Genomic DNA, 17,921 nt, shown 5'->3' on the forward strand with positions numbered 1-17,921 from the left:
TCAGCGCTCCAGCAGGCGGTGGAGCTCGCGCCGCAGCAGCTTGCCGGGCCCGCCCGACGCGTCCTGGAAGTGCGGCAGCTCGTCCACCACCAGGATGTGGTCCGGCCGCTGGTGCGCCGGCAGCGTGTCGGCCAGGGCCGCCGCCAGCTTGGCGGAGTCCAGCGTGTGGCCGGCGCGGGGCACCACGGCCAGCAGGATCTCCTGCTCCACGGCCTCCCGGCCCTCGACGTGCGCGGGGACGCCCGCCGCGCCCGCCTCGGCGACGCCGTCCAGCGCCGCGGCCGCCTCCTCGACGGCCACCGGCTGGCTCCAGACGCCGCCCTTGAGAATCGCGTCCTCGCGCCGCCCGAGGACCCGCAGCACCCCGTCGTCGGAGACGGCGCCGAGGTCCCCGCCCACGTACCAGCCGTCGCGCAGCACCTCCGCCGTCCGGCCGGGCAGGCCGTCGTACCCGGCCATCACGTGCGGGCCCGCGAGGTTGATCTCGCCGATCCCGCCGACCACGCGCTCGCCGGTGGGCCCGGTCACGCGGACCGCGTTGCCGGTGCGGGCCCGTCCGGACGCCCCGAGGGGGGTGGAGCCGTCGTCGACGCGGCCCATGCAGGTGTACGGCGCCTCGGTCTGGCCGTAGTAGGAGTAGACGGCGGCGCCGGGCAGGCGGCTCTTGACGCGGTCGAGCATGGTGGCGGTCAGGGGCTCGCCGCCCAGCATGATGACCTCGACGGACGACAGGTCCACGCCCTCGTGCTCGGCCGAGCCGAGCAGCGCCGCGTAGAACGACGGGATCTGGGACACATGGGTGACCCGCTCGCGCGGCACGACCCGCAGGAAGTTCGCCGGCCCCCAGTCCTGCTCCAGCACCAGCCGCATGCCCGCGTACAGGGCCGGGCCGGCGATGGCCGGGAACCCGATGCCCCAGATGATCGCGCCCGTGCCGAACACCGCATCGGGACCGCGCGGCACGTCCAGCCAGATCTGGGCCGTGGCCAGCGACGAGGCGTGCGTGTGGACGACCGCCTTCGGCAGGCCGGTCGTGCCCGAGGTGTAGTAGAGGGCGAGCGGGTCGTCGTATGCGCCCTCGATCGGCGGCTCCTCCTCGGACGCCTCCGCGGCCAGCGCGTCGAGATCCACCGTGCCCGAGTCCACCGTGTCCGGGTCCACCCGGTCGTCGCCGGGCCCTCCTACCTTCATCCAGGTGGTCACGCCCGGCAGCGCGGGCCTGATCTCGGCCACGGCCCGCTCCACCGTCGAGTCGTACACGAAGGCCGTGCAGCCCGACTGCTCGACGACCGCGCGCAGCGTGTCGGCGGGCCAGTACGGGTTCAGGGCGGCGGTGACCACGCCCGTCTTGGCCTGCGCCAGGTAGGTCTCGGCGACGTGCAGGGTCTCGTTCAGCAGCGCCCCGACCCGCTGACCGGGGGTGATCCCGGCGGCGAGGAGCGCGTGGGCGCGGCGGTTGACGAGCCGGTTGAGCTGGTCGTAGGTGAAACGGCGCTCGCCGCAGTAGGTGAGCGCCTCCCTGTCCGGGGTTCGCAGGGCCCCGGCGGTCAGGATCGCGTGGCCGTAGTTGCCGTAGGGGGATCGCGCCATGGGAGCCTCCGGATCAGCGGTCGAGCTGGAAAGGAGTGCCGGCAATCGGTCAGAGGGGTCGCCGCGTACCCGGACGCGGCGAGGGGCGGTCAGAGGGGGGCGTAGAGCACGAAGACGTTGCCCGACGGGTCGCGCAGCACGGCGCGCGTCTCGTGCGGCCCCTCCTCGGGCGCGCGCACCACCTCACCGCCACGGGCGGACAGCTCCCGTACGGCCAGCGCCACGTCGTCCACCCGGTACGAGGGCGCGGCCGTGTCGGCGACCTGCTCGGCGGGCCCGGCCAGCGCCACGGTCACGCCGCCGCCGTCCAGCGCCGCGAACCGGTCGCCGTCGCGGAACTTCACCGGCAACCCGTAGAAGGCGATCGCCTGGTCGAGGTCGGCGACGGGGATGAGCACGTTGCCGAGCTTCCCGAGCACGCTCACAGGGGTCTCCAATGCGGTAGGTCGTCCAGGAACGTCACCCGCACCGGCATCCCGATGCGGACCTCATCCGGCGCGCAGCCGACGACCTGTCCGAACACGCGGGTCCCTTCCGGCAGGTCCACCCAGGCCAGCACGTACGGCTCCCGTCCCCGGTAGCCGGGCGCGAACGACCGGTGCACGACCGTGTACGTGTGCACCACGCCGTCGCCGGAGACCGGCTCGAAGACGAGCCCGTCACCGCCGCACCACGGGCAGTCCGCCTCGGGGAGGTGGACGCGCCGTCCGCAGTCCGTACAGCGCTGGACGACCAGCTCGCCGCGCCTGCAGGCGGCCCAGTAGGCGGAGGTGTCACCGGTCATCGCTTGCCAAGCTAGCGCACGCTTGGTTACCCGACAAGGGCGCGACGGCAGCCCCGGGACCGTCGACCGGTGCCCGGCCGCCGGCGCGCCCGGATCGGCGACCGCCGGATCAGTGGTTTCCGGCGGTCCCGAGGGCACCGGACGGGGGCACTCCGTCGCCAGGGGGCGCCTGCGGGTCCGGAGGAGAGACCGCGGGGTCTCCTCGGGACCCGGAGAGGGGGACGGGGTCGCCGGGCCGGGGGCCGGGCGGGGCGACGGCCCGGCCGGGCGTCGGCGCGGGGCTCGCCGTGGGGGAGGGGGTGGGCGTGGGCGGCGGGCAGGGACCGCCGTCCACCTCGACCTCGCTGATCTGCGGCCCGTTGTCCGCCGCGGGCTCCGTCAGCACCATGAGGCCGAAGTGCGCCCGCGTGCCGCAGGGCACGTCGCCGAGGTCGCGCAGCACCCCGCTCGTGTACACGGTCTCGCCGGTCAGGGTGCGCGTCTCCCGGGCCACCGTACGGGCCGGTCCGTCGCCGTCGCGCCGCGTGTACGCGATGCGCAGCCGTACCGGGCCGGTCCCCTCGGCGGACACTCGTACCGAGCCCGCCGAGCCGCTCCACCCCACGATGCCGGCGGAGCGGACGACCGGCGCGGTGGCCGGGGAGCTCGGCGAGGTCGGCGAGGGCACGCCCGGCGTGGGCCGCGCGGACGTGACGGGCCCAGGAGAGGCGGGGACGGTGGTGACGGGGCCCACGGGAGCCGGTGTGACCGGACGTGACGCGACCGGACGTGACGGGGCGGTACGTGAGGACGGTGGGCGTGAGGAGGCGGGCGCGGCCGGGCGGTCCGTGCCGGTGGTCCTCCGGCGGGACGGGTCCGTGGCGTCGCCGGACGTGGACCGTTCGGGCGCCTCGGGCTGCGGCATCAGCACCGTGCCCGGGTCGCGCGCCAACCGGCCGCCCGACGCCGCGACCGCGATGGCCATGACCGTCACGGCCGCGCCCGCGATCCACAGGTGGGGCGGCAGCTTCGGCACCCTCAGCAGCCGGTCGCGCAGCGGCCGGTCCCGCCGGGAGGCGCGGCCGGTCGTCGCCGAACCGGACGGGGCCAGCGGGAAGCGCAGCGCGAGCAGCGTGGCCAGCTCCGCCAGCTGACGACGGCCCCGTTTCTCCCAGTCGGCCCCGTAGCCCGCGACCGCGTCCTCCTCCAGCTCCGCCGCGAACCGCCGCGCCGAGGCGTACCGCTCCGCCGGGTCCTTGGCCAGGCCGCGCCGCAGCAGGTCGCGCAGCGTGTCGGGCACCACCTCCAGCGGCACGGGCTCGGCCAGGTGCAGGTCGCGCAGCTCCAGCACGCCGCCGGCCCGGAACGGAGGCCGTCCCTTCACGGTCTCGAACAGCAGGCACGCCGCCGCGTACAGGTCGGCGGGCGGCCCGGCGGCGCCCCGGGTCCACAGCTCCGGCGCCATGTACGGCGGGCTGCCGGCGGGCACCCCCGGCTCCTCGGCGTGGACCACGACGCCGAAGTCGCCCAGCTTGGCCGTGCCGTCGGCCTGGACGAGGACGTTCTCGGGCTTGACGTCCCGGTGCGCCACCCCGCGCTCGTGGGCCGCGGCGAGCGCCAGCAGGGTGGCCTTCAGCACGGCGAGCGCCGCCTCCGGGCTCGCGTGGCCGTGCTCCGACAGCAGGGCGCGCAGCGAGACGCCGTCGACCAGCTCCATCACCACGGCCGCCCGGGCCGGTGTCTCGACGTACTCGTGCAGCTTGACCACGTGCGGGTCGTCGATCTCGACGAGGGCCGGGGCGTCCACCCGGAAGCGCTCCATGAACTCGGCGTCCCGGCGCAGGGTGGCGTTCAGGTACTTGATCGCCACGTAGGCGCCGGTGGTCTCGTAGGTGGCGAGGAACACGCGGCCGGTGTGACCGCCGCCGAGCTGGCGCACTTCCCGGTACCCAGGGACCAAGTCCAACCCCCATCACGCGAGCCTTCTCCGGTTCGACGGTCTCACCCGGGGCGCGGGTTGTCACGACTGGTGATATTTCGCCCATGGTTGTGCTGGCGTCACTCGGGGTGGCGGGTGGGGCTCGTGTACGCTGGACATGCTCCCAAGCAAGCGCTCGGCTAACTGGAGGCCAGGGTGGACCGCGAGGCTGTGCTCGTGATGGAGATGCAGAGGGGCGTCATCGGCGATCTCACGAAATTTCCGGATCTGGTGACAGCGTGCCGGCTCCGTGACGTCGTCCCCAACGCGGCGGCGGTCCTGGACGCGGCCCGGGCGGCCGGGCTCCCCGTCGTCCACTGCACCGCCGCCTTCCGGGCCGACCGGGCGGGCTCCCACACCGGCAACTGCCCGTTCATCGTCTCCCTGCTCGACGACCCCGCCCACATGCTGGAGGGCACACCGGCCGTCGAGGTGCTGCCGGAGCTGCGGGAGCCCGGCGACCTGGAGAGCCGCCGGTACCACGGCTTCTCGCCGTTCACCGGCACGTCCCTGGACATGACGCTGCGGTCGCTGGGCGTCTCGTCGGTGGTCGCCGTCGGCGTGTCGCTGAACCTGGGCATCCCTGGGCTGGCCCTGGAGGCGGTGAACCTCGGCTACCGGGTCACGGTGGTCACGGACGCGGTCGCCGGGATACCGGAGGAGTACGCGAGGGCCGTGCTGAAGCACACGGTCAGCCTTCTCGCGACCCGAGTGACGGCGGACCGGCTGGTGGAGCGCTGGAAGGCCGACGACGGGACGGCCGGGGAGGTACGGCGATGACGGAGGAGGGGAAGCCGGACGGAACCGAGGCGGACGCGACGGTGGCGGACGGGACGGTGACGGACGGGACGGTGACGGACGGGGCGGTGACGGACGGGCCGGTGGCGGGAAGCGGGCTGATGGAGGGGCTGCGGCTCGACGGGCGGACGGCGGTGGTGACCGGGGGAGCGGGGGCCATCGGCGCGGCCGTCGCCGGTGACCTGACCGCCCTGGGCGCCCGCGTCGTGGTGGCGGACGTGGACCTGGAGGGCGCGGGCAGGGTCGCCGCCGGGCTGGCCCGGGCCGTCCCCCTGGGCGTGGACCTCGCCGTACCGGAGTCGGTGGAGCGGTTCTGCGTCGCGGCCGGCGACCTGGGCCTGGACGTGGACATCCTCGTCCACAACGCGGGCGTGTCCATCGTCGAGCCGTTCACCGAGAGCGACCCGGCGGCCTGGGAGCTCATGTGGCGGGTGAACCTGCGCGGCCCGATGCTGATGACCAAGCTGCTCCTGCCGGGGATGCTGGCGCGGGGCTGGGGGCGGCTGGTGTTCGTCTCCTCCGACGGGGCGCGGGCCGGCTCGGGCGGCGAGGGCGCGTACGCGGCGACGAAGGCGGGGCTGTTCGGGCTGGCCAAGACCCTCGCCAGGGAGGCGGCACGGGCGAACGTCACCTCCAACGTGGTCTGCCCGGGCCCCACCGACACGCCGATGCTGCGCCGCGTGGCGGCCGCCGAGCCGGGCCTGGTCGAGAAGATCTCCAGGGCCGTCCCGCTGCGCCGCCTCGGGACGCCCGCCGACGTGGCGGGCCTCGTCGCGTACCTGTGCACGGACCGCGCCGCCTACATCACCGGGCAGACCCTGTCGGTGAGCGGCGGCGTGACCATGCACTGAGGACGGCACAGGGGGGACGGCACAGGGGGGGACGGCACAGTGGGGACGGCGGCGCGGTCACAGGGACCGGTAGACGGCCTCCGTGAGCCGGTACGCGCGCAGGCTGCCGGAGACGGCGTCGGCCATCCGGTTCATGACGTAGGCGGCGGCCAGGCCGTGCTCGGGGTCGCCGAACCCGACGAAACCGCCGAGGCCGGTGTGGCCGAACGCGGTCGCCGACGGGACGAAGAACGTCGACGCCGGGCGCATGTAGCCGAGGCCGAAGGAGCTGTCCAGGTGCAGGACCCGGTCCGGACCGCCGACCCGGGGGCGGAGGGCGTACCGGAGCGTCTCGGGGCGCAGGAGGTCGCCGGCGAGCAGCGAGCGGTAGAAGCCGGCCAGGGCGCGGGCCGTGGTGACGAGCCCGGCGGCGGGCCAGCCGGCGCGCATGATGACGGGGTGGTTGGCGCCGCCCTTGAGCCGCTGCATGGACGGGTTGCCGAGCGCCCGGTTCATGAGGCTCTGCGGATCGCCCACGGCCCTGGCCATCCTGCCGAAGGCCCCGCCGTCGCCGGACGCCCCGGCCAGATCGCTGAGGGCGCTCGCCGAGGGCGCGTCTCCCGTCGCCGTGCTGCCAGTTGCCGTGCTGCCAGTTGCCGTGCTGCCAGTCGCCGGGCTGCCCGGCGCGAGGCTGTCGGGTGCCGCGGTCTCGGGCGTCGAGGTGCCGGGCGCCGGGCTGAGGGGGGCGCGGGGGCCGTCGCCGCCGGCCGTCAGACGGGCGGCCCGGGCCAGCACCGGGTCGGGGGCGCCCATCCACAGGTCCAGCCCGAGCGGGCCGGCGACCTCCGCCGCGACCAGCTCGCCCACCGACTTGCCGGTCACCCGCCGCACCACCTCGCCCACCAGGAACCCGTACGACAGCGCGTGGTAGCCGTGCGCCGATCCCGGCTCCCACAGCGGCCGCTGCCCGGCCAGGCGGGCGGCGATGGCCGGATGGTCGCCGAACTCCTCCACGGGCACCGGGTCCTCCACCACCGGCAGCCCCGCCGCGTGCGTGAGGAGATGCTCGACGGTGACGCGCTCCTTGCCCTCCGCCGCGAACTCCGGCCACACCTCCGCCACCGGCGCGCCCACGTCCACCAGTCCCCGCTCGGCGAGCTGGAGCAGGACGGTGGCGGTGACCGCCTTGGTGCAGGAGTACGCGTACACCGGGGTGTCCTCCTGCCAGGCGCGCCCGGTGTGACGGTCGGCGACGCCGCCCCACAGGTCCACCACCGGCTCACCGTCCAGGTACACGGCGAACGCGGCACCCTCCTCCTCGCCGTCGGCGAAGTGCCGCTCGAACACCTCACGCACGCGCGAGAACCGGGGATCGCAGCGCATCGGACCTCCTCGTCACGTCATCCCGAACGGGCACGCCTCTCCGGACGCGTCCACGCCCCTTCTGAAAGGAAGCGCTTACTTGGTTGCCGAGCCTAACAACTGGGGCCGTTTCGGCCCAGCGGACCAGCGTGGGACCCTCAACCTCCTCACCCCCGGCGCCGTCCTGGACGCCCTCCGCTCGGCCACCACGGGCGAGGTGCTCAGCCTGGCCCTGCCGATCAGGGGCTCCACCTCCTCGTCCGCCCCCGGCACCGTCCCGCACCTGAGGGGGCGGCCGTTGCCGCAGCACTTCATGTCCGTGGACGGCGGCGACTACGCGGCGGGGGCGCGGCCGGTCGGCGCGGGGCTGCGGGTGGCCGACGACGCGCTGATCGTCTCCCACCACGGCACGACCACCCACATGGACGCGCTGTGCCACATGTGGTCGGGCGACGAGCTGTACAACGGCCACCCGGCCGCCCGGGTGCGCTCCTACGGGGCCACGCGCTGCGGCATCGAGCAGGTGGGCGGGGTGGTGGGGCGGGGTGTCCTGTTCGACGTGGCCCGGCACCTGGGCCTGGACCACCTGCCGGCCGGGCACCGGATCACGCCGGAGGAGCTGGAGGCGGCCGGGCCGGAGCTCCGGCCGGGGGACGTCGCGGTGATCCGTACCGGCTGGCCCGCGGTGTGGGAGCGGTCGCGGGAGGAGTACTGGTCGGGTCAGCCGGGCCTGTCGGCCGCCGCCGGGCGGTGGCTGGCGGCGCGGGACGTCGCGGTGGTGGCCTCGGACAACGCGGCGATCGGCGGCCTGGACGAACGCCAGCTCGCGGGGGAGGGCCTGACGGACGACCTCCACCTCATCCTGCTGCACCGGCACGGCGTCCATCTGGTGGAGATGCTGTGGCTGGAGGAGCTGAGCGCCAGGGGCCGCGCGGACTTCGTCTTCGTCGCGGCCCCGCTCCGGATCGAGGGCGGCACCGGCAGCCCCCTCAACCCCCTCGCCGTCCTCTGACCCCTGCCCGCCCGCCCGTCCGTGGTTGTCGGTCGCGGGCGGCTCAGGGTGGTGGGGACGGTGCGTGCGGGTCAGGTGCCGGGGTAGTTGCCGCCGCCGTGGGTCCGGTCCAGGGCGTCGTAGTCCGGGGTGAAGCCGCGCTTGGGGATCGCGTCGGCGAACACCACGTCACGGGGCTTCTTGTACGAGGCCAGCAGGCCCTTGACGTGCGCCACCAGCTCCTCGGCCGTCACCGTGGCGTCCGGGGCCAGGACCACCACGGCCCGGACCGCCTGGTGCCAGCGCTCGTCCGGGACGCCGATGACCGCCGCGTCCGCCACCGCCGGGTGCGTCTTGACGGCCCGTTCGACCTCGGCCGGGTAGACGTTCTCGGCGCCGGACTTGATCATGCGGAGCCGGGGGCCGATGAAGGTGATCGAGCCGTCGGGCTCGCGGCGGCCGAGGTCACCGGTGTGCTGCCACCCATGAGCGAACTTCGCCGCATTTAATTCCGGACGGGCGAAATATCCGGAAAAGAGGGACTTGCCGCGCGCACAGATCTCGCCCACCTCCCCCACCGGCACGTCGCCGCCGTCCGGCGCCAGGATCCGCACCTGTACGAGCGGCGACGGCCGCCCGGCGAAACCCGCCGCCCCGGGAGCCAGCCCCAGGAACGTGAGCATGCCGCCCACCTCCGTCTGCCCGTACCCGCCCATCCTGGACCGGCACCACGGCGAGTCGTCCACGGTGATCAGCTCGTCCCACTCCGCCGAGTGCGCGACGAACCGCAGCGACGACAGGTCGTACTTGCCCTGCGGCCGGACCGCCAGCACGGCGTCGATCATCTGGCCGAACAGGAACGCCTGCGTGACCCGCTCGGCGTCGATCAGCCGGCACACCTCCTCGGGATCGAACGCGGGCGTGAACACGTTCGTCCCCCCGATCTGCAGCGTGGCCAGGCAGAACATCATCGTGCCCACGTGGAACAGCGGCCCGCTGTTGAGGAAGGTGAACCCCGGCTCCATCTGGCGGACCACGAGCAGCGCGGCGCTGTGGGCGACCAGGGCGGCGCTGCTGAGCAGGGCGGCGTTCGGGCGGCCGTCGAAGGCGGCGGTGTAGAGGGCGAGCGCCGGCTCGGTGTCGGCGACCTGCGGGAAGTCGCGCACCAGGCCCTCGGCCACGAGCTCCTCGTACGCCTGGCCGGCCCGCACCCACACGGCCCCGGACGTGGCCGTCGCCTCCTGGACGGCCGTCGTCGCCTCCGACGGCTCCCAGACCACCACGCGCGGCGTCAGGTCCTCGACCACGAAGCGCAGCTCGTCGGCCGACTGCCGCCAGTTCGCCGGGCAGAGGACCGCCCCGATGCGTGAGCAGGCCAGCAGGAGCTCCAGCACGGCGTGGGAGTTCTGCCCGAGCCAGAGGACGCGCTCGCCGGGCGTGACGCCGCGCGCCGCCAGGGCGTCCGCCAGGCGCGTGACCCGCTCGTCGAGGGCGGGGTAGGTGAGCCGGACCTCGCCGTCCACGACCGCCGTCGTCCCGGGACGGCTGCGGGCGTGCTCGGCGAGGACGTCCGAGAGGGTCAGGCTGTGGATCATCGCGCCTCCTGGGGGGTGGTCGCCCGCCGCCGGGCCGGCGCGCGGGCCGTACGGACTGGTGTGCGGGGCCGGTCAGGCGAAGGCGGGCATGACCTCGGAGGCGAAGAAGCGCATGACCTTCTTCATCTCCTCCAGCGGCATGGGCCGGGTGCTGCCGAAGTCGCACAGCAGGTTGGCGAAGCCGGCGTCGCGCAGCAGCGTGATCTGCTCGACCACCCGCGCCGGGTCGCCGATCACCTCCAGCTGCTCCCACCGGAAGTCGGCCGACACGCTGCCGCCCTTGAGGTAGCGGTCCTGGTAGTACTCGAAGCCCTGCGCGGCCCTGCCCGTCCTCGGGTCGATGGGGGCGCTGCCCTCGTTGAAGATGCGGGAGCGGTCGAAGGCCGCCTCGAACCTGGCCTGGTCCTCGCGCGCCTGCTCGGCGGTCGGGGCCACGTACACGCTGCGCGCCACGACCAGCTCGGCGCCCGCCCCGCGCCCGGCGCGGGCGGCGGTGTCCCGCCACGTCTCCGCCGCCTTGACGACCTTGCGGAACGGCGCGGCCGGGTCGGCCAGGATGGGCAGCCCGCGCTCGGCGTACATCGTGACGGTCTCCGGCGACACGGCGGCCACGTGCAGCGGCGGGTGCGGGTCCTGGAGGGGACGCGGCGTGAGCGACACCTCCGAGCCGGTCCGGTAGAACTTGCCCTCGTGCTGGAACGACTCCCGCGTCCAGAGGCCCAGGATGACCTCCAGCGCCTCGTTGAAGCGGTCGCGCGCCTCGGCCAGGTCCACCCCGAAGCCCTCGAACTCGAAGCTCTGGTACCCACGGCCGATGCCCAGGTCCAGGCGCCCGCCGGAGAGCACGTCCACCTGGGCGGCCTCCTCGGCCACGTGGACGGGGTTGTGCAGCGGCAGCACCACGATCCCGGTGCCCAGGCGCAGGCGGGAGGTGCGGGCGGCGGCGTGGGCGAGCACGGTGAAGAGGTTGGGCGCCACGCCGTAGTCGCGGAAGTGGTGCTCGGCCAGCCTCACCCCGTCGAATCCGAGCTCCTCGGCCAGCTCGATGAGCTCCAGATGGTAGTCGTAGACGTCCTTGAAGCTCTGCCCGTCGAACCGGTGGAAGAGGTGGAAGGTTGAGAACTTCATGCGGCGGCCTCTCGGAGGGATAAACCAAGCGCTCGCTTGGGAGCGTACCAGGTCCGTTCCCGCTTGAGACCCCGCCGCGTGCAGGTTTCCTCAGCCGAGGGCGGTGATCAGGCCCATCGCCAGCGCCGTCCGCTCCGGGATGTGCCCGACGAGCACGTGCTCGTCGCGCGCGTGCGCGCCACCGCCGACCGCGCCCATGCCGTCCAGCACCGGCCGGCCCAGCGCCGAGACGAAGTTGCCGTCGCTGGCGCCGCCCACCGAGATCTCCTCCAGCGCGAACCCGAGGCCCGCCGCCACCGACTGCGCCTCCTTGAACAGCCGCTGCGAGGCCGGGTTCTGGGTCATCGGCGGCCGGTTCCAGGCGCCGGAGACCGAGACCGTGATCCGCGGGTCGGCCGCCCGCACCGCGGCGAACGCCTCCTCGACGCGGCGCATCTCCGCCGGCTCGCTGACCCGCACGTCGACGCCCGCCGTGGCACGACCGGCCGCGACGTTGCGGCCGGTGCCGCCGCTGACCAGGCCGACGTTGACCGTGGTGCCGCGCTCGGGCGCGGCCGCCGCCGTGACCTGCGCGATGACCTCGGCCAGCGCGTGGACGGCGCTCGCGCCCGCTTCGGGGTCGAGGCCCGCGTGCGCCTCGATCCCGGTGATGCTCACGTCGAACAGCCCGACGCCCTTGCGCGCCGTCTTCAGCGCGCCGCCTCCCGACGCCTCGAACACCAGCGTCGCCAGGGCGTCCTCGCCGGCCGCCTCGATGGAGGAGCGGGAGAACGGGCTGCCGATCTCCTCGTCGCCGTTGAACAGCAGCCGCACCGACGGATGCTGCAGGCCCAGCTCGCGCAGCCCGCGCAGCGCCCAGACCGACTGCACCAGCCCCGTCTTCATGTCGAACACGCCCGGCCCCGTCGCCCTGCCGTCCGCCACGGTGAACGGCCACTCGGCGAGGGTGCCCGTCGGCCACACGGTGTCGTAGTGGCTGAGCATGAGCACGGTGCCCGGGGCGGTGCCCTCGTAGGTCAGCTCCAGCACGTCGCCGTGCTCCCCGCCGTCGTGCAGGGCGACCCGGTCCGGCGTGCCGAGCCGCTCGGCCGCCAGCGCCCGCACGCCCCCGAGGCCGGCGGTCAGCATGGCCTTGTCGTAGCTGTGGGTCTCCAGCTCGACGACCATGCGCAGGTCGTCGAGCATGGCGGGCAGAGCCTGCCGGGTCCACTCGGAGATCGACACTGGAGTCCTCTCTGCGGCTGAGCCGCCCTCCGGAGGTCAGGACGCGGCGGTGGCCGGCTCCCGCAGCGGCAGGCGCACCTCGAACCACGTCTCGCCGGGCACCGACCGCACCTTGATCTCGCCGCCGTGGCGCCCGGCGACGATCCGGTACGAGATGTCCAGCCCGAGCCCGGTGCCCTGGCCGACGTTCTTCGTGGTGAAGAACGGCTCGAAGATCCGGTCCTTGATCGCGTCCGGGACGCCGGGGCCGGTGTCGCCGATCTCCACGATCGCCTCGTCCTCGTCGTGCGCGGTGCGGATCGTCAGCGTGCCCTCCTCGCCCATGGCGTCGAGGGCGTTGTGGATGAGGTTGGTCCACACCTGGTTCAGCTCGCCGCCGTAGGCCGGGATCGGCGGCAGCGTCCGGTCGTAGTCGGTGACCACGCTGATGCCCGGCGCGATCTTCCCGCGGAAGATCGCGACCGTGCTGTCCAGCAGGTCGTGCACGTCGCAGATCTGGAACGGCGCCCGGTCCATCTGGGAGTACTGCTTGGCCGAGCGGATCAGCGAGGCGATGCGCTCGGTGGCCTCGGTCACCTCGCCCAGCATCTGCGAGATCTCCACCGCCTCCGACAGCCAGCGCAGCGCGGCCGGCGCGTGCTCGTCGCCCACCTTCCTGCGGATCTTGTCCAGGTGCTGCGGGCCGAACCCGGCCTGGACCAGCGCGGGGGCCAGGTCCCAGGCGCCCTCCAGGCCCAGCTCCTCCAGCGCCTCGCCGAGCGTGTCCTCGGCGTCGGAGATCTCCAGGGGGCTGCGCGGCGGCAGCTTGCCCAGGGCCTCGGTGCAGCTCTCCTGCATCTCGATGAGCGCGCGCAGCCGCTCCGGCGGTATGCCGTTCTCGGCGAGCTGCGCCAGCTCCACCCGGGACGACCTGATCAGCGAGCGCAGCTCGCCGACCGCGCGGACGGCCGCGGCGGCCGGGTTGTTCAGCTCGTGCGTGAGCCCGGCGGTGATCGTGCCGAGGGCCGTCAGCCGCTGCCGCCGGTCGATGACCTCCCGCTGCATCCGGCCGCCCGACACCATGCCGTCGAGCAGGTGCATCGCCATCGGGAACCACTCGGTCACGATGTGCGCGAACTTCTTGGCCGGCAGCAGGAACATCCGCGTCGGCGCCGTGGCCCGCAGCGAGTTCTGGTAGTACTGCGGCGCCCGGTCGCCCAGGTAGGCCGACGTCGCCCCGCCGTACACGCCGGGCTGGGAGGTGCGCGGCATCGCGACCGTGCCGGCGCTCACGGTCTCCTGGAGCATCTGGATCTCGCCCTCGATGAGCACCGCGAAGCACTCGGCGGGCTCGCCCTGCCGGATGATCAGATCGTCGGTCGCGTACGAGAGGACCTGGCCGCTCATGGCCAGCTTGCTGAGCTGCTCGTCGCTGAGCCGCTCGAACAGGAACAGCTTGCGCAGCTCGTCTATGTCGATCGTGGTGGTGGTGGTCACTGCTTCTCCAGGTAGCGGTGCACGAGCGCGACGGCCATCGCGCCCTCCCCGACGGCCGAGGCGACCCGCTTGATCGACTCGGCGCGCACGTCGCCGGCGGCCAGCACGCCGGGCACGTTGGTCTCCAGGAAGTACGGCTCGCGCCGCAGCGTCCAGTTGCGCGGGCGCCGGCCGCCCTGCACCAGATCGGGGCCGGTCAGCACGAAGCCCTTGGCGTCGCGCTCGACGGTGTCGCCCAGCCAGGAGGTGTACGGCTCGGCGCCGATGAACACGAACAGCCACTGCGTGTCGACGGTGTGCTCCTCGCCCTTCGTGCTGAGCGTGAGCTGCTCCAGGTGCCCGTCGCCCCGGCCGGAGACGACATGGGTCTGGGTGTGGACCTCGATGTTGGGGATCGCGTCGATCTGCTCGATGAGGTAGTGGGACATGGACCTCTCCAATCCATCACCTCTCACCAACAAATGGACCTTGCTCGCGAATCCCGACAGGTAGACGGCGGCCTGACCGGCCGAGTTGGCCGCGCCGACGATGCAGACCTCCAGGTCCTTGCACGAGGGCGCCTCGGTGAGCGCGGCGCCGTAGAAGACGCCCCTGCCGACGAACTCGTCCAGGCCCGGGGCCTCCAGGCGGCGGTAGGTCACGCCGGTGGCCAGGATCACCGCGTGCGCGGCGATCTCGCCCCCGTCCTTGAAGCCGACCACGCGGGCCTGGCCGCGCGGCTCCAGGTGGGTGACCTTGCGCGCGGTCAGCAGCTCCGCGCCGAACTTCAGCGCCTGCCGGCGGGCCCGGTCGGCGAGCTGCTGGCCGGAGACGCCGTCGGGGAAGCCGAGGTAGTTCTCGATCCGGGAGCTCTGGCCCGCCTGCCCGCCGGAGGCCTGTGCCTCGACCAGCACCGTGTTGAGCCCCTCGGAGGCGCCGTAGACCGCCGCGCCCAGCCCGGCCGGCCCGCCGCCGACCACGATGAGGTCGTAGAAGTCGGTGGCCGGGGTGGTCGACAGCCCCACGGCCGTGGCCAGCGTGGACTGATCGGGCGCCTGGAGCGACACGCCGTCGGCCGTGACCACCAGCGGCAGGTGGCACTGCTCGCCGACCGCCGCGACGAGCTGCGCGCCCTCCGGGTCCTCGGCCAGCAGCCACTGGTACGGGACGTGGTTGCGGGCCAGGAAGTCGCGCACCCGGTAGGACGGGGCGGACCAGCGGTCGCCCACCACCCGCAGCTCCGCCACCTCCACCCGGTCGGTGCGGTGCCAGGCGTCGAGCTGGCCGTCGATCACCGGGTAGAACTTCTCCTCCGGCGGGTCCCACGGCTTGAGCAGGTAGTGGTCGAGGTCCACCACGTTGATCGCCTGGATGGCCGCGTCGGTGTCGGCGTAGGCGGTCAGCAGCACCCGGCGCGCGTACGGGTACATGTCCATGGCCGCTTCGAGGAACTGCACCCCGTTCATCTGCGGCATGCGGTAGTCGGCGAGGATCGCCGCCACCTCGTCGCCGCGCAGGCGCATCTCCTTGACGGCCTCGATGCCCTGGTCCGCCGCCTCGGCGCGGACGATCCGGTAGCTCTGGCCGTAGCGGCGGCGCAGGTCACGGGCGACCGCCCGCGACACGCCCGGATCGTCGTCCACCGTCACGATGACCGGCTTGTCCATGGCCCTGCCTTCCCCACGAAAGTTCTCAAAAGAAGCATGTCATGCGAAACCGGCCCACCGGCAAGTCGGCGCCGGTGGACCTCCGAGGGCCGCTGTCAGGCGATGACCCGGCTCTCGCCGCCGTCCACCAGCAGCGAGACGCCGTTGACGAACGAGGCCCGCTCGCTGGCGAGGAACGCCACCACGTCGCCCACCTCCTCCGGCCGGCCGATGCGGCCCACCGGCACCTGCGCGGCCCGCCCCGCCAGCGCCTCGTCGCCGCCCGCCAGCTCGCGCAGCCGGTCGGTGGCGATCGGGCCCGGCATCACGTTGGTGACCAGCACGCCGTCGCCGCCGACCTCGCGGGCCAGCGTGCGGACGATGCCGGCGACGGCCGAGCGGGTGGCGTTGGACAGGGCCAGGCCGTCGAGCGCCTCGCGCGCCGACCGGCTGGTGACCGTGACGATCCGCCCCCAGCCGCGCGAGCGCATGTCGGGCAGCACCGCGTGGATCAGGCGGACCGTGCCCAGCAGGTTGCGCTGGATCGCCACCTCCCACTCGTCCAGGCCCTTCTCGGTGAACCGGCCGGCGGGCGGCCCGCCCGCGTTGGCCACCAGGATGTCCACCGGCCCCAGCACGTCACGCGTCTCGGCCGCCACGCGGGCGGCGGCGGCCGGGTCCTCCACGTCGGCGAGCACGGCGTGCACCACGCCGCCGAACTCCTGGAGCGCCACCACGGCGTCGGCCAGCCGCTCGGGGTCGCGGGCCGCCACGCAGACGTCGCATCCCTCCCGCGCCAGGCTCCTGGCGGCGGCCAGGCCGATGCCCGCGCTGCCGCCCGTGACCAGTGCCACCTTGCCCTCGATACCGAGATCCATGAGGCCGACTATAGGAGCTCGGGCGGCCGGGACCGCGGCAGGTCAGGCCGGTCCCACGTGCCCGGACGGGCCGGCGAGCCCCGATGTGACGGTTTCGGGCGAGCACGACGGGTGGAAAAGGTGGGGCAGAAGTGATGGGCTTGGGCGATGGCGAGAAATCTGATCCTGTCAGGAGGCCCGTTCCACGACTTCGACGCCACCTCGGCCGCCATCGCCGAGACGCTCGCGGAGGTCGGGATCGAGTCGGAGATCACCGAGGACATCGCCGGCGCGCTCAGTGAGCCCTCCGAGACACAGCTCATCACCGTCAACGCGCTGCGCTGGCGGATGGACCAGGACCGCTTCGCCGACCTGCGCGACCAGTGGCGCTTCGAGCTGCCCGCGCAGGCCCGCACGACGCTGCTGGACCACTTGGAGCGCGGCGGCGGTCTGCTCGGCATGCACGCCGCGTCCATCTGCTTCGACGACTGGCAGGGCTGGCCGCGCGTGCTGGGCGGCTGCTGGACCTGGCCCAAGTCGCACCACCCGCCGCTCGGCTGGACCGGGGTGCGGGTGAGCGGCGAGCATCCGATCGTGGAGGGGCTGCGCGACTTCGACGTGGTGGACGAGGTCTACAGCGACCTGGAGGTGCTGCCCGACGTGCGGCCGCTGGCCTCCGCCGACGGGCAGCCCCTCGTGTGGGCGCGGCCGGTACGGCGGGGCCGCGTGGTCTACGACGCGCTCGGCCACGACACCCGCTCCTACGACAACGAGATCCACCGCACGCTGCTGCGGCGGGCCGCGCTGTGGCTGCTGAAACGGCCGGTCACGGTCAGCGAGTAGGGCGCAGGAAGTCCCCGATCTCGCGGGCCAGCTCGCCGGGGATCTCCTCCGCCATGTGGTGGCCGCTGTCCACGGGGTGCCCGCGCACGTCGTCGGCCCACGACCGCCAGACCGCGAGCGGGTCGCCGTACAGGTCCTCCATGTCGTCCTTGGAGCCCCACAGGAACAGCATCGGGCAGCGCACCCGCCGCCCGGCGGCCCGCGCCGCGTCGTCGGCGTCACGGTCGACGCCCAGTCCCGCCCGGTAGTCCTCGCACATCGCGTGCACCACCTCCGGGTCGTGCAGCGCCCTGCGCAGGTCCTCGTACGCCTCGGGGCCCATGTGCTCGGCCGTGTACCGGTACCAGGCGTCCGGGTCGGCGTTGATGACCCGTTCGGCGGGCTTGTCGGTCTGGCCGAGGAAGAACCAGTGCCACCAGCTCGCGGCGAACCCGGCGTCGCAGCGGGCCAGCGCCTCGCCGATCGGCACCGCGTCCAGGACGATGAGCCGGCTGACGGCGTCGGGATGGTCCACGGCCAGCCGGTGGGCGACGTACGCGCCCCGGTCGTGGCCCGCGACGGCGAACCGCTCGTGGCCCAGCTCCCGCATGAGGGCGATCATGTCGCGGGCCATCGCCCGCTTGGAGTACGGCTCGTGGTCGGCGGTGGTGGGGGGCTTGGAGGAGCGGCCGTAGCCCCGCAGGTCGGGGCAGACCACGGTGTGGTGGGGGGCGAGCTCGGCCGCCACCCCGTGCCAGGTGGCGTGGGTGCGGGGGTGGCCGTGGAGCAGCAGCACCGGGCTGCCGGCGCCGCCGTGCCGGACGAACAGCTCGGCCTCGCCCACGTCGATCCTGCCTGTCGTGAAGTCATCGAACATGGGGG

The 17,921-nt window shown here is 73.8% G+C and carries 16 protein-coding genes; 4 read left to right on the forward strand and 12 right to left on the reverse strand.

The window, feature by feature from the left end:
- The 4 genes from ABZS51_RS31000 to ABZS51_RS31015 all read right to left on the reverse strand — a co-directional run bounded on the left by ABZS51_RS31000 (nt 1) and on the right by ABZS51_RS31015 (nt 4,313).
- Complete coding sequence (locus ABZS51_RS31000; RefSeq protein WP_355448338.1) at nt 1-1,590, reverse strand: class I adenylate-forming enzyme family protein; 1,590 nt, start codon at nt 1,588-1,590, stop codon at nt 1-3.
- An 89-nt stretch (nt 1,591-1,679) separates the two neighbouring features.
- Nucleotides 1,680-2,015, reverse strand: a complete 336-nt coding sequence (locus ABZS51_RS31005) for a VOC family protein (RefSeq protein ID WP_355448341.1) — start codon at nt 2,013-2,015, stop codon at nt 1,680-1,682.
- Complete coding sequence (locus ABZS51_RS31010; RefSeq protein ID WP_355448344.1) at nt 2,012-2,374, reverse strand: Zn-ribbon domain-containing OB-fold protein; 363 nt, start codon at nt 2,372-2,374, stop codon at nt 2,012-2,014. Before ABZS51_RS31010 ends, ABZS51_RS31005 begins: the two co-directional genes overlap by 4 nt.
- A gap of 109 nt (nt 2,375-2,483) precedes the next feature.
- Nucleotides 2,484-4,313 carry a protein kinase gene (locus ABZS51_RS31015; RefSeq protein WP_355448346.1) on the reverse strand — a complete coding sequence of 610 codons (1,830 nt, stop codon included), beginning with the start codon at nt 4,311-4,313 and terminating at the stop codon, nt 2,484-2,486.
- A 174-nt stretch (nt 4,314-4,487) separates the two neighbouring features.
- On the opposite strand from ABZS51_RS31015, the gene ABZS51_RS31020 reads away from it, so the two are divergent.
- Together ABZS51_RS31020 and ABZS51_RS31025 are read left to right on the forward strand one after the other, a co-directional pair.
- Entirely contained in the window at nt 4,488-5,111 is a 624-nt protein-coding gene (locus tag ABZS51_RS31020) for an isochorismatase family protein (protein ID WP_310716477.1), read from the forward strand.
- Nucleotides 5,112-5,230: 119 nt separating this feature from the next.
- The gene (locus tag ABZS51_RS31025; protein WP_355448408.1) at nt 5,231-5,980 is read left to right on the forward strand and encodes an SDR family NAD(P)-dependent oxidoreductase; all 750 of its coding nucleotides are present in this window, start codon (nt 5,231-5,233) and stop codon (nt 5,978-5,980) included.
- A gap of 57 nt (nt 5,981-6,037) precedes the next feature.
- Here the strand turns inward: ABZS51_RS31025 and ABZS51_RS31030 are convergent, their stop codons facing one another.
- Nucleotides 6,038-7,342 (reverse strand): serine hydrolase, encoded by a 1,305-nt coding sequence (locus ABZS51_RS31030; protein ID WP_355448349.1) that lies wholly within the window; start codon nt 7,340-7,342, stop codon nt 6,038-6,040.
- A 79-nt stretch (nt 7,343-7,421) separates the two neighbouring features.
- On the opposite strand from ABZS51_RS31030, the gene ABZS51_RS31035 reads away from it, so the two are divergent.
- Nucleotides 7,422-8,333 carry a cyclase family protein gene (locus ABZS51_RS31035; RefSeq protein WP_355448352.1) on the forward strand — a complete coding sequence of 304 codons (912 nt, stop codon included), beginning with the start codon at nt 7,422-7,424 and terminating at the stop codon, nt 8,331-8,333.
- A 71-nt stretch (nt 8,334-8,404) separates the two neighbouring features.
- Here the strand turns inward: ABZS51_RS31035 and ABZS51_RS31040 are convergent, their stop codons facing one another.
- The 6 genes from ABZS51_RS31040 to ABZS51_RS31065 form a co-directional block, all read right to left on the reverse strand.
- Nucleotides 8,405-9,907: an AMP-binding protein gene (locus ABZS51_RS31040; RefSeq protein WP_355448355.1), complete on the reverse strand. Its 1,503-nt coding sequence runs from the start codon at nt 9,905-9,907 to the stop codon at nt 8,405-8,407.
- 72 nt (nt 9,908-9,979) lie between these two features.
- The gene (locus ABZS51_RS31045; RefSeq protein ID WP_355448358.1) at nt 9,980-11,035 is read right to left on the reverse strand and encodes an LLM class flavin-dependent oxidoreductase; all 1,056 of its coding nucleotides are present in this window, start codon (nt 11,033-11,035) and stop codon (nt 9,980-9,982) included.
- A gap of 90 nt (nt 11,036-11,125) precedes the next feature.
- Complete coding sequence (locus tag ABZS51_RS31050) at nt 11,126-12,259, reverse strand: M20 family metallopeptidase (RefSeq protein WP_355448361.1); 1,134 nt, start codon at nt 12,257-12,259, stop codon at nt 11,126-11,128.
- 36 nt (nt 12,260-12,295) lie between these two features.
- Complete coding sequence (locus ABZS51_RS31055) at nt 12,296-13,735, reverse strand: ATP-binding protein (RefSeq protein WP_355448364.1); 1,440 nt, start codon at nt 13,733-13,735, stop codon at nt 12,296-12,298.
- Nucleotides 13,732-15,381, reverse strand: a complete 1,650-nt coding sequence (locus tag ABZS51_RS31060; protein WP_355448367.1) for an FAD-dependent oxidoreductase — start codon at nt 15,379-15,381, stop codon at nt 13,732-13,734. The genes ABZS51_RS31055 and ABZS51_RS31060 overlap by 4 nt, the downstream gene beginning before the upstream one ends.
- A 95-nt stretch (nt 15,382-15,476) precedes the next feature.
- Nucleotides 15,477-16,238 carry an SDR family oxidoreductase gene (locus tag ABZS51_RS31065; RefSeq protein ID WP_355448370.1) on the reverse strand — a complete coding sequence of 254 codons (762 nt, stop codon included), beginning with the start codon at nt 16,236-16,238 and terminating at the stop codon, nt 15,477-15,479.
- 147 nt (nt 16,239-16,385) lie between these two features.
- Here ABZS51_RS31065 and ABZS51_RS31070 point away from each other — a divergent pair, with 147 nt between their 5' ends.
- Entirely contained in the window at nt 16,386-17,060 is a 675-nt protein-coding gene (locus tag ABZS51_RS31070; RefSeq protein ID WP_310716488.1) for a ThuA domain-containing protein, read from the forward strand.
- Here the strand turns inward: ABZS51_RS31070 and ABZS51_RS31075 are convergent.
- Nucleotides 17,050-17,916, reverse strand: coding sequence for an alpha/beta hydrolase (locus ABZS51_RS31075; RefSeq protein ID WP_355448373.1), 867 nt, complete (start codon nt 17,914-17,916; stop codon nt 17,050-17,052). The genes ABZS51_RS31070 and ABZS51_RS31075 overlap by 11 nt on opposite strands.
- Nucleotides 17,917-17,921 lie beyond the last annotated feature (5 nt).

The organism is Nonomuraea sp. NPDC005501, from assembly GCF_040605905.1.
In the GTDB taxonomy this organism is placed as follows: domain Bacteria; phylum Actinomycetota; class Actinomycetes; order Streptosporangiales; family Streptosporangiaceae; genus Nonomuraea.

Excerpts from the sequence above, each read along its gene's own strand:
- ABZS51_RS31000 (WP_355448338.1), bottom strand. The coding sequence starts at position 1,590 with ATGGCGCGATCCCCCTACGGCAACTACGGCCACGCGATCCTGACCGCC.
- ABZS51_RS31040 (WP_355448355.1), bottom strand. The coding sequence starts at position 9,907 with ATGATCCACAGCCTGACCCTCTCGGACGTCCTCGCCGAGCACGCCCGC.
- ABZS51_RS31075 (WP_355448373.1), bottom strand. The coding sequence starts at position 17,916 with ATGTTCGATGACTTCACGACAGGCAGGATCGACGTGGGCGAGGCCGAG.
- ABZS51_RS31010 (WP_355448344.1), bottom strand. The coding sequence starts at position 2,374 with ATGACCGGTGACACCTCCGCCTACTGGGCCGCCTGCAGGCGCGGCGAG.
- ABZS51_RS31030 (WP_355448349.1), bottom strand. The coding sequence starts at position 7,342 with ATGCGCTGCGATCCCCGGTTCTCGCGCGTGCGTGAGGTGTTCGAGCGG.
- ABZS51_RS31065 (WP_355448370.1), bottom strand. The coding sequence starts at position 16,238 with ATGGATCTCGGTATCGAGGGCAAGGTGGCACTGGTCACGGGCGGCAGC.
- ABZS51_RS31025 (WP_355448408.1), top strand. The coding sequence starts at position 5,231 with ATGGAGGGGCTGCGGCTCGACGGGCGGACGGCGGTGGTGACCGGGGGA.
- ABZS51_RS31070 (WP_310716488.1), top strand. The coding sequence starts at position 16,386 with ATGGCGAGAAATCTGATCCTGTCAGGAGGCCCGTTCCACGACTTCGAC.
- ABZS51_RS31060 (WP_355448367.1), bottom strand. The coding sequence starts at position 15,381 with ATGGACAAGCCGGTCATCGTGACGGTGGACGACGATCCGGGCGTGTCG.
- ABZS51_RS31045 (WP_355448358.1), bottom strand. The coding sequence starts at position 11,035 with ATGAAGTTCTCAACCTTCCACCTCTTCCACCGGTTCGACGGGCAGAGC.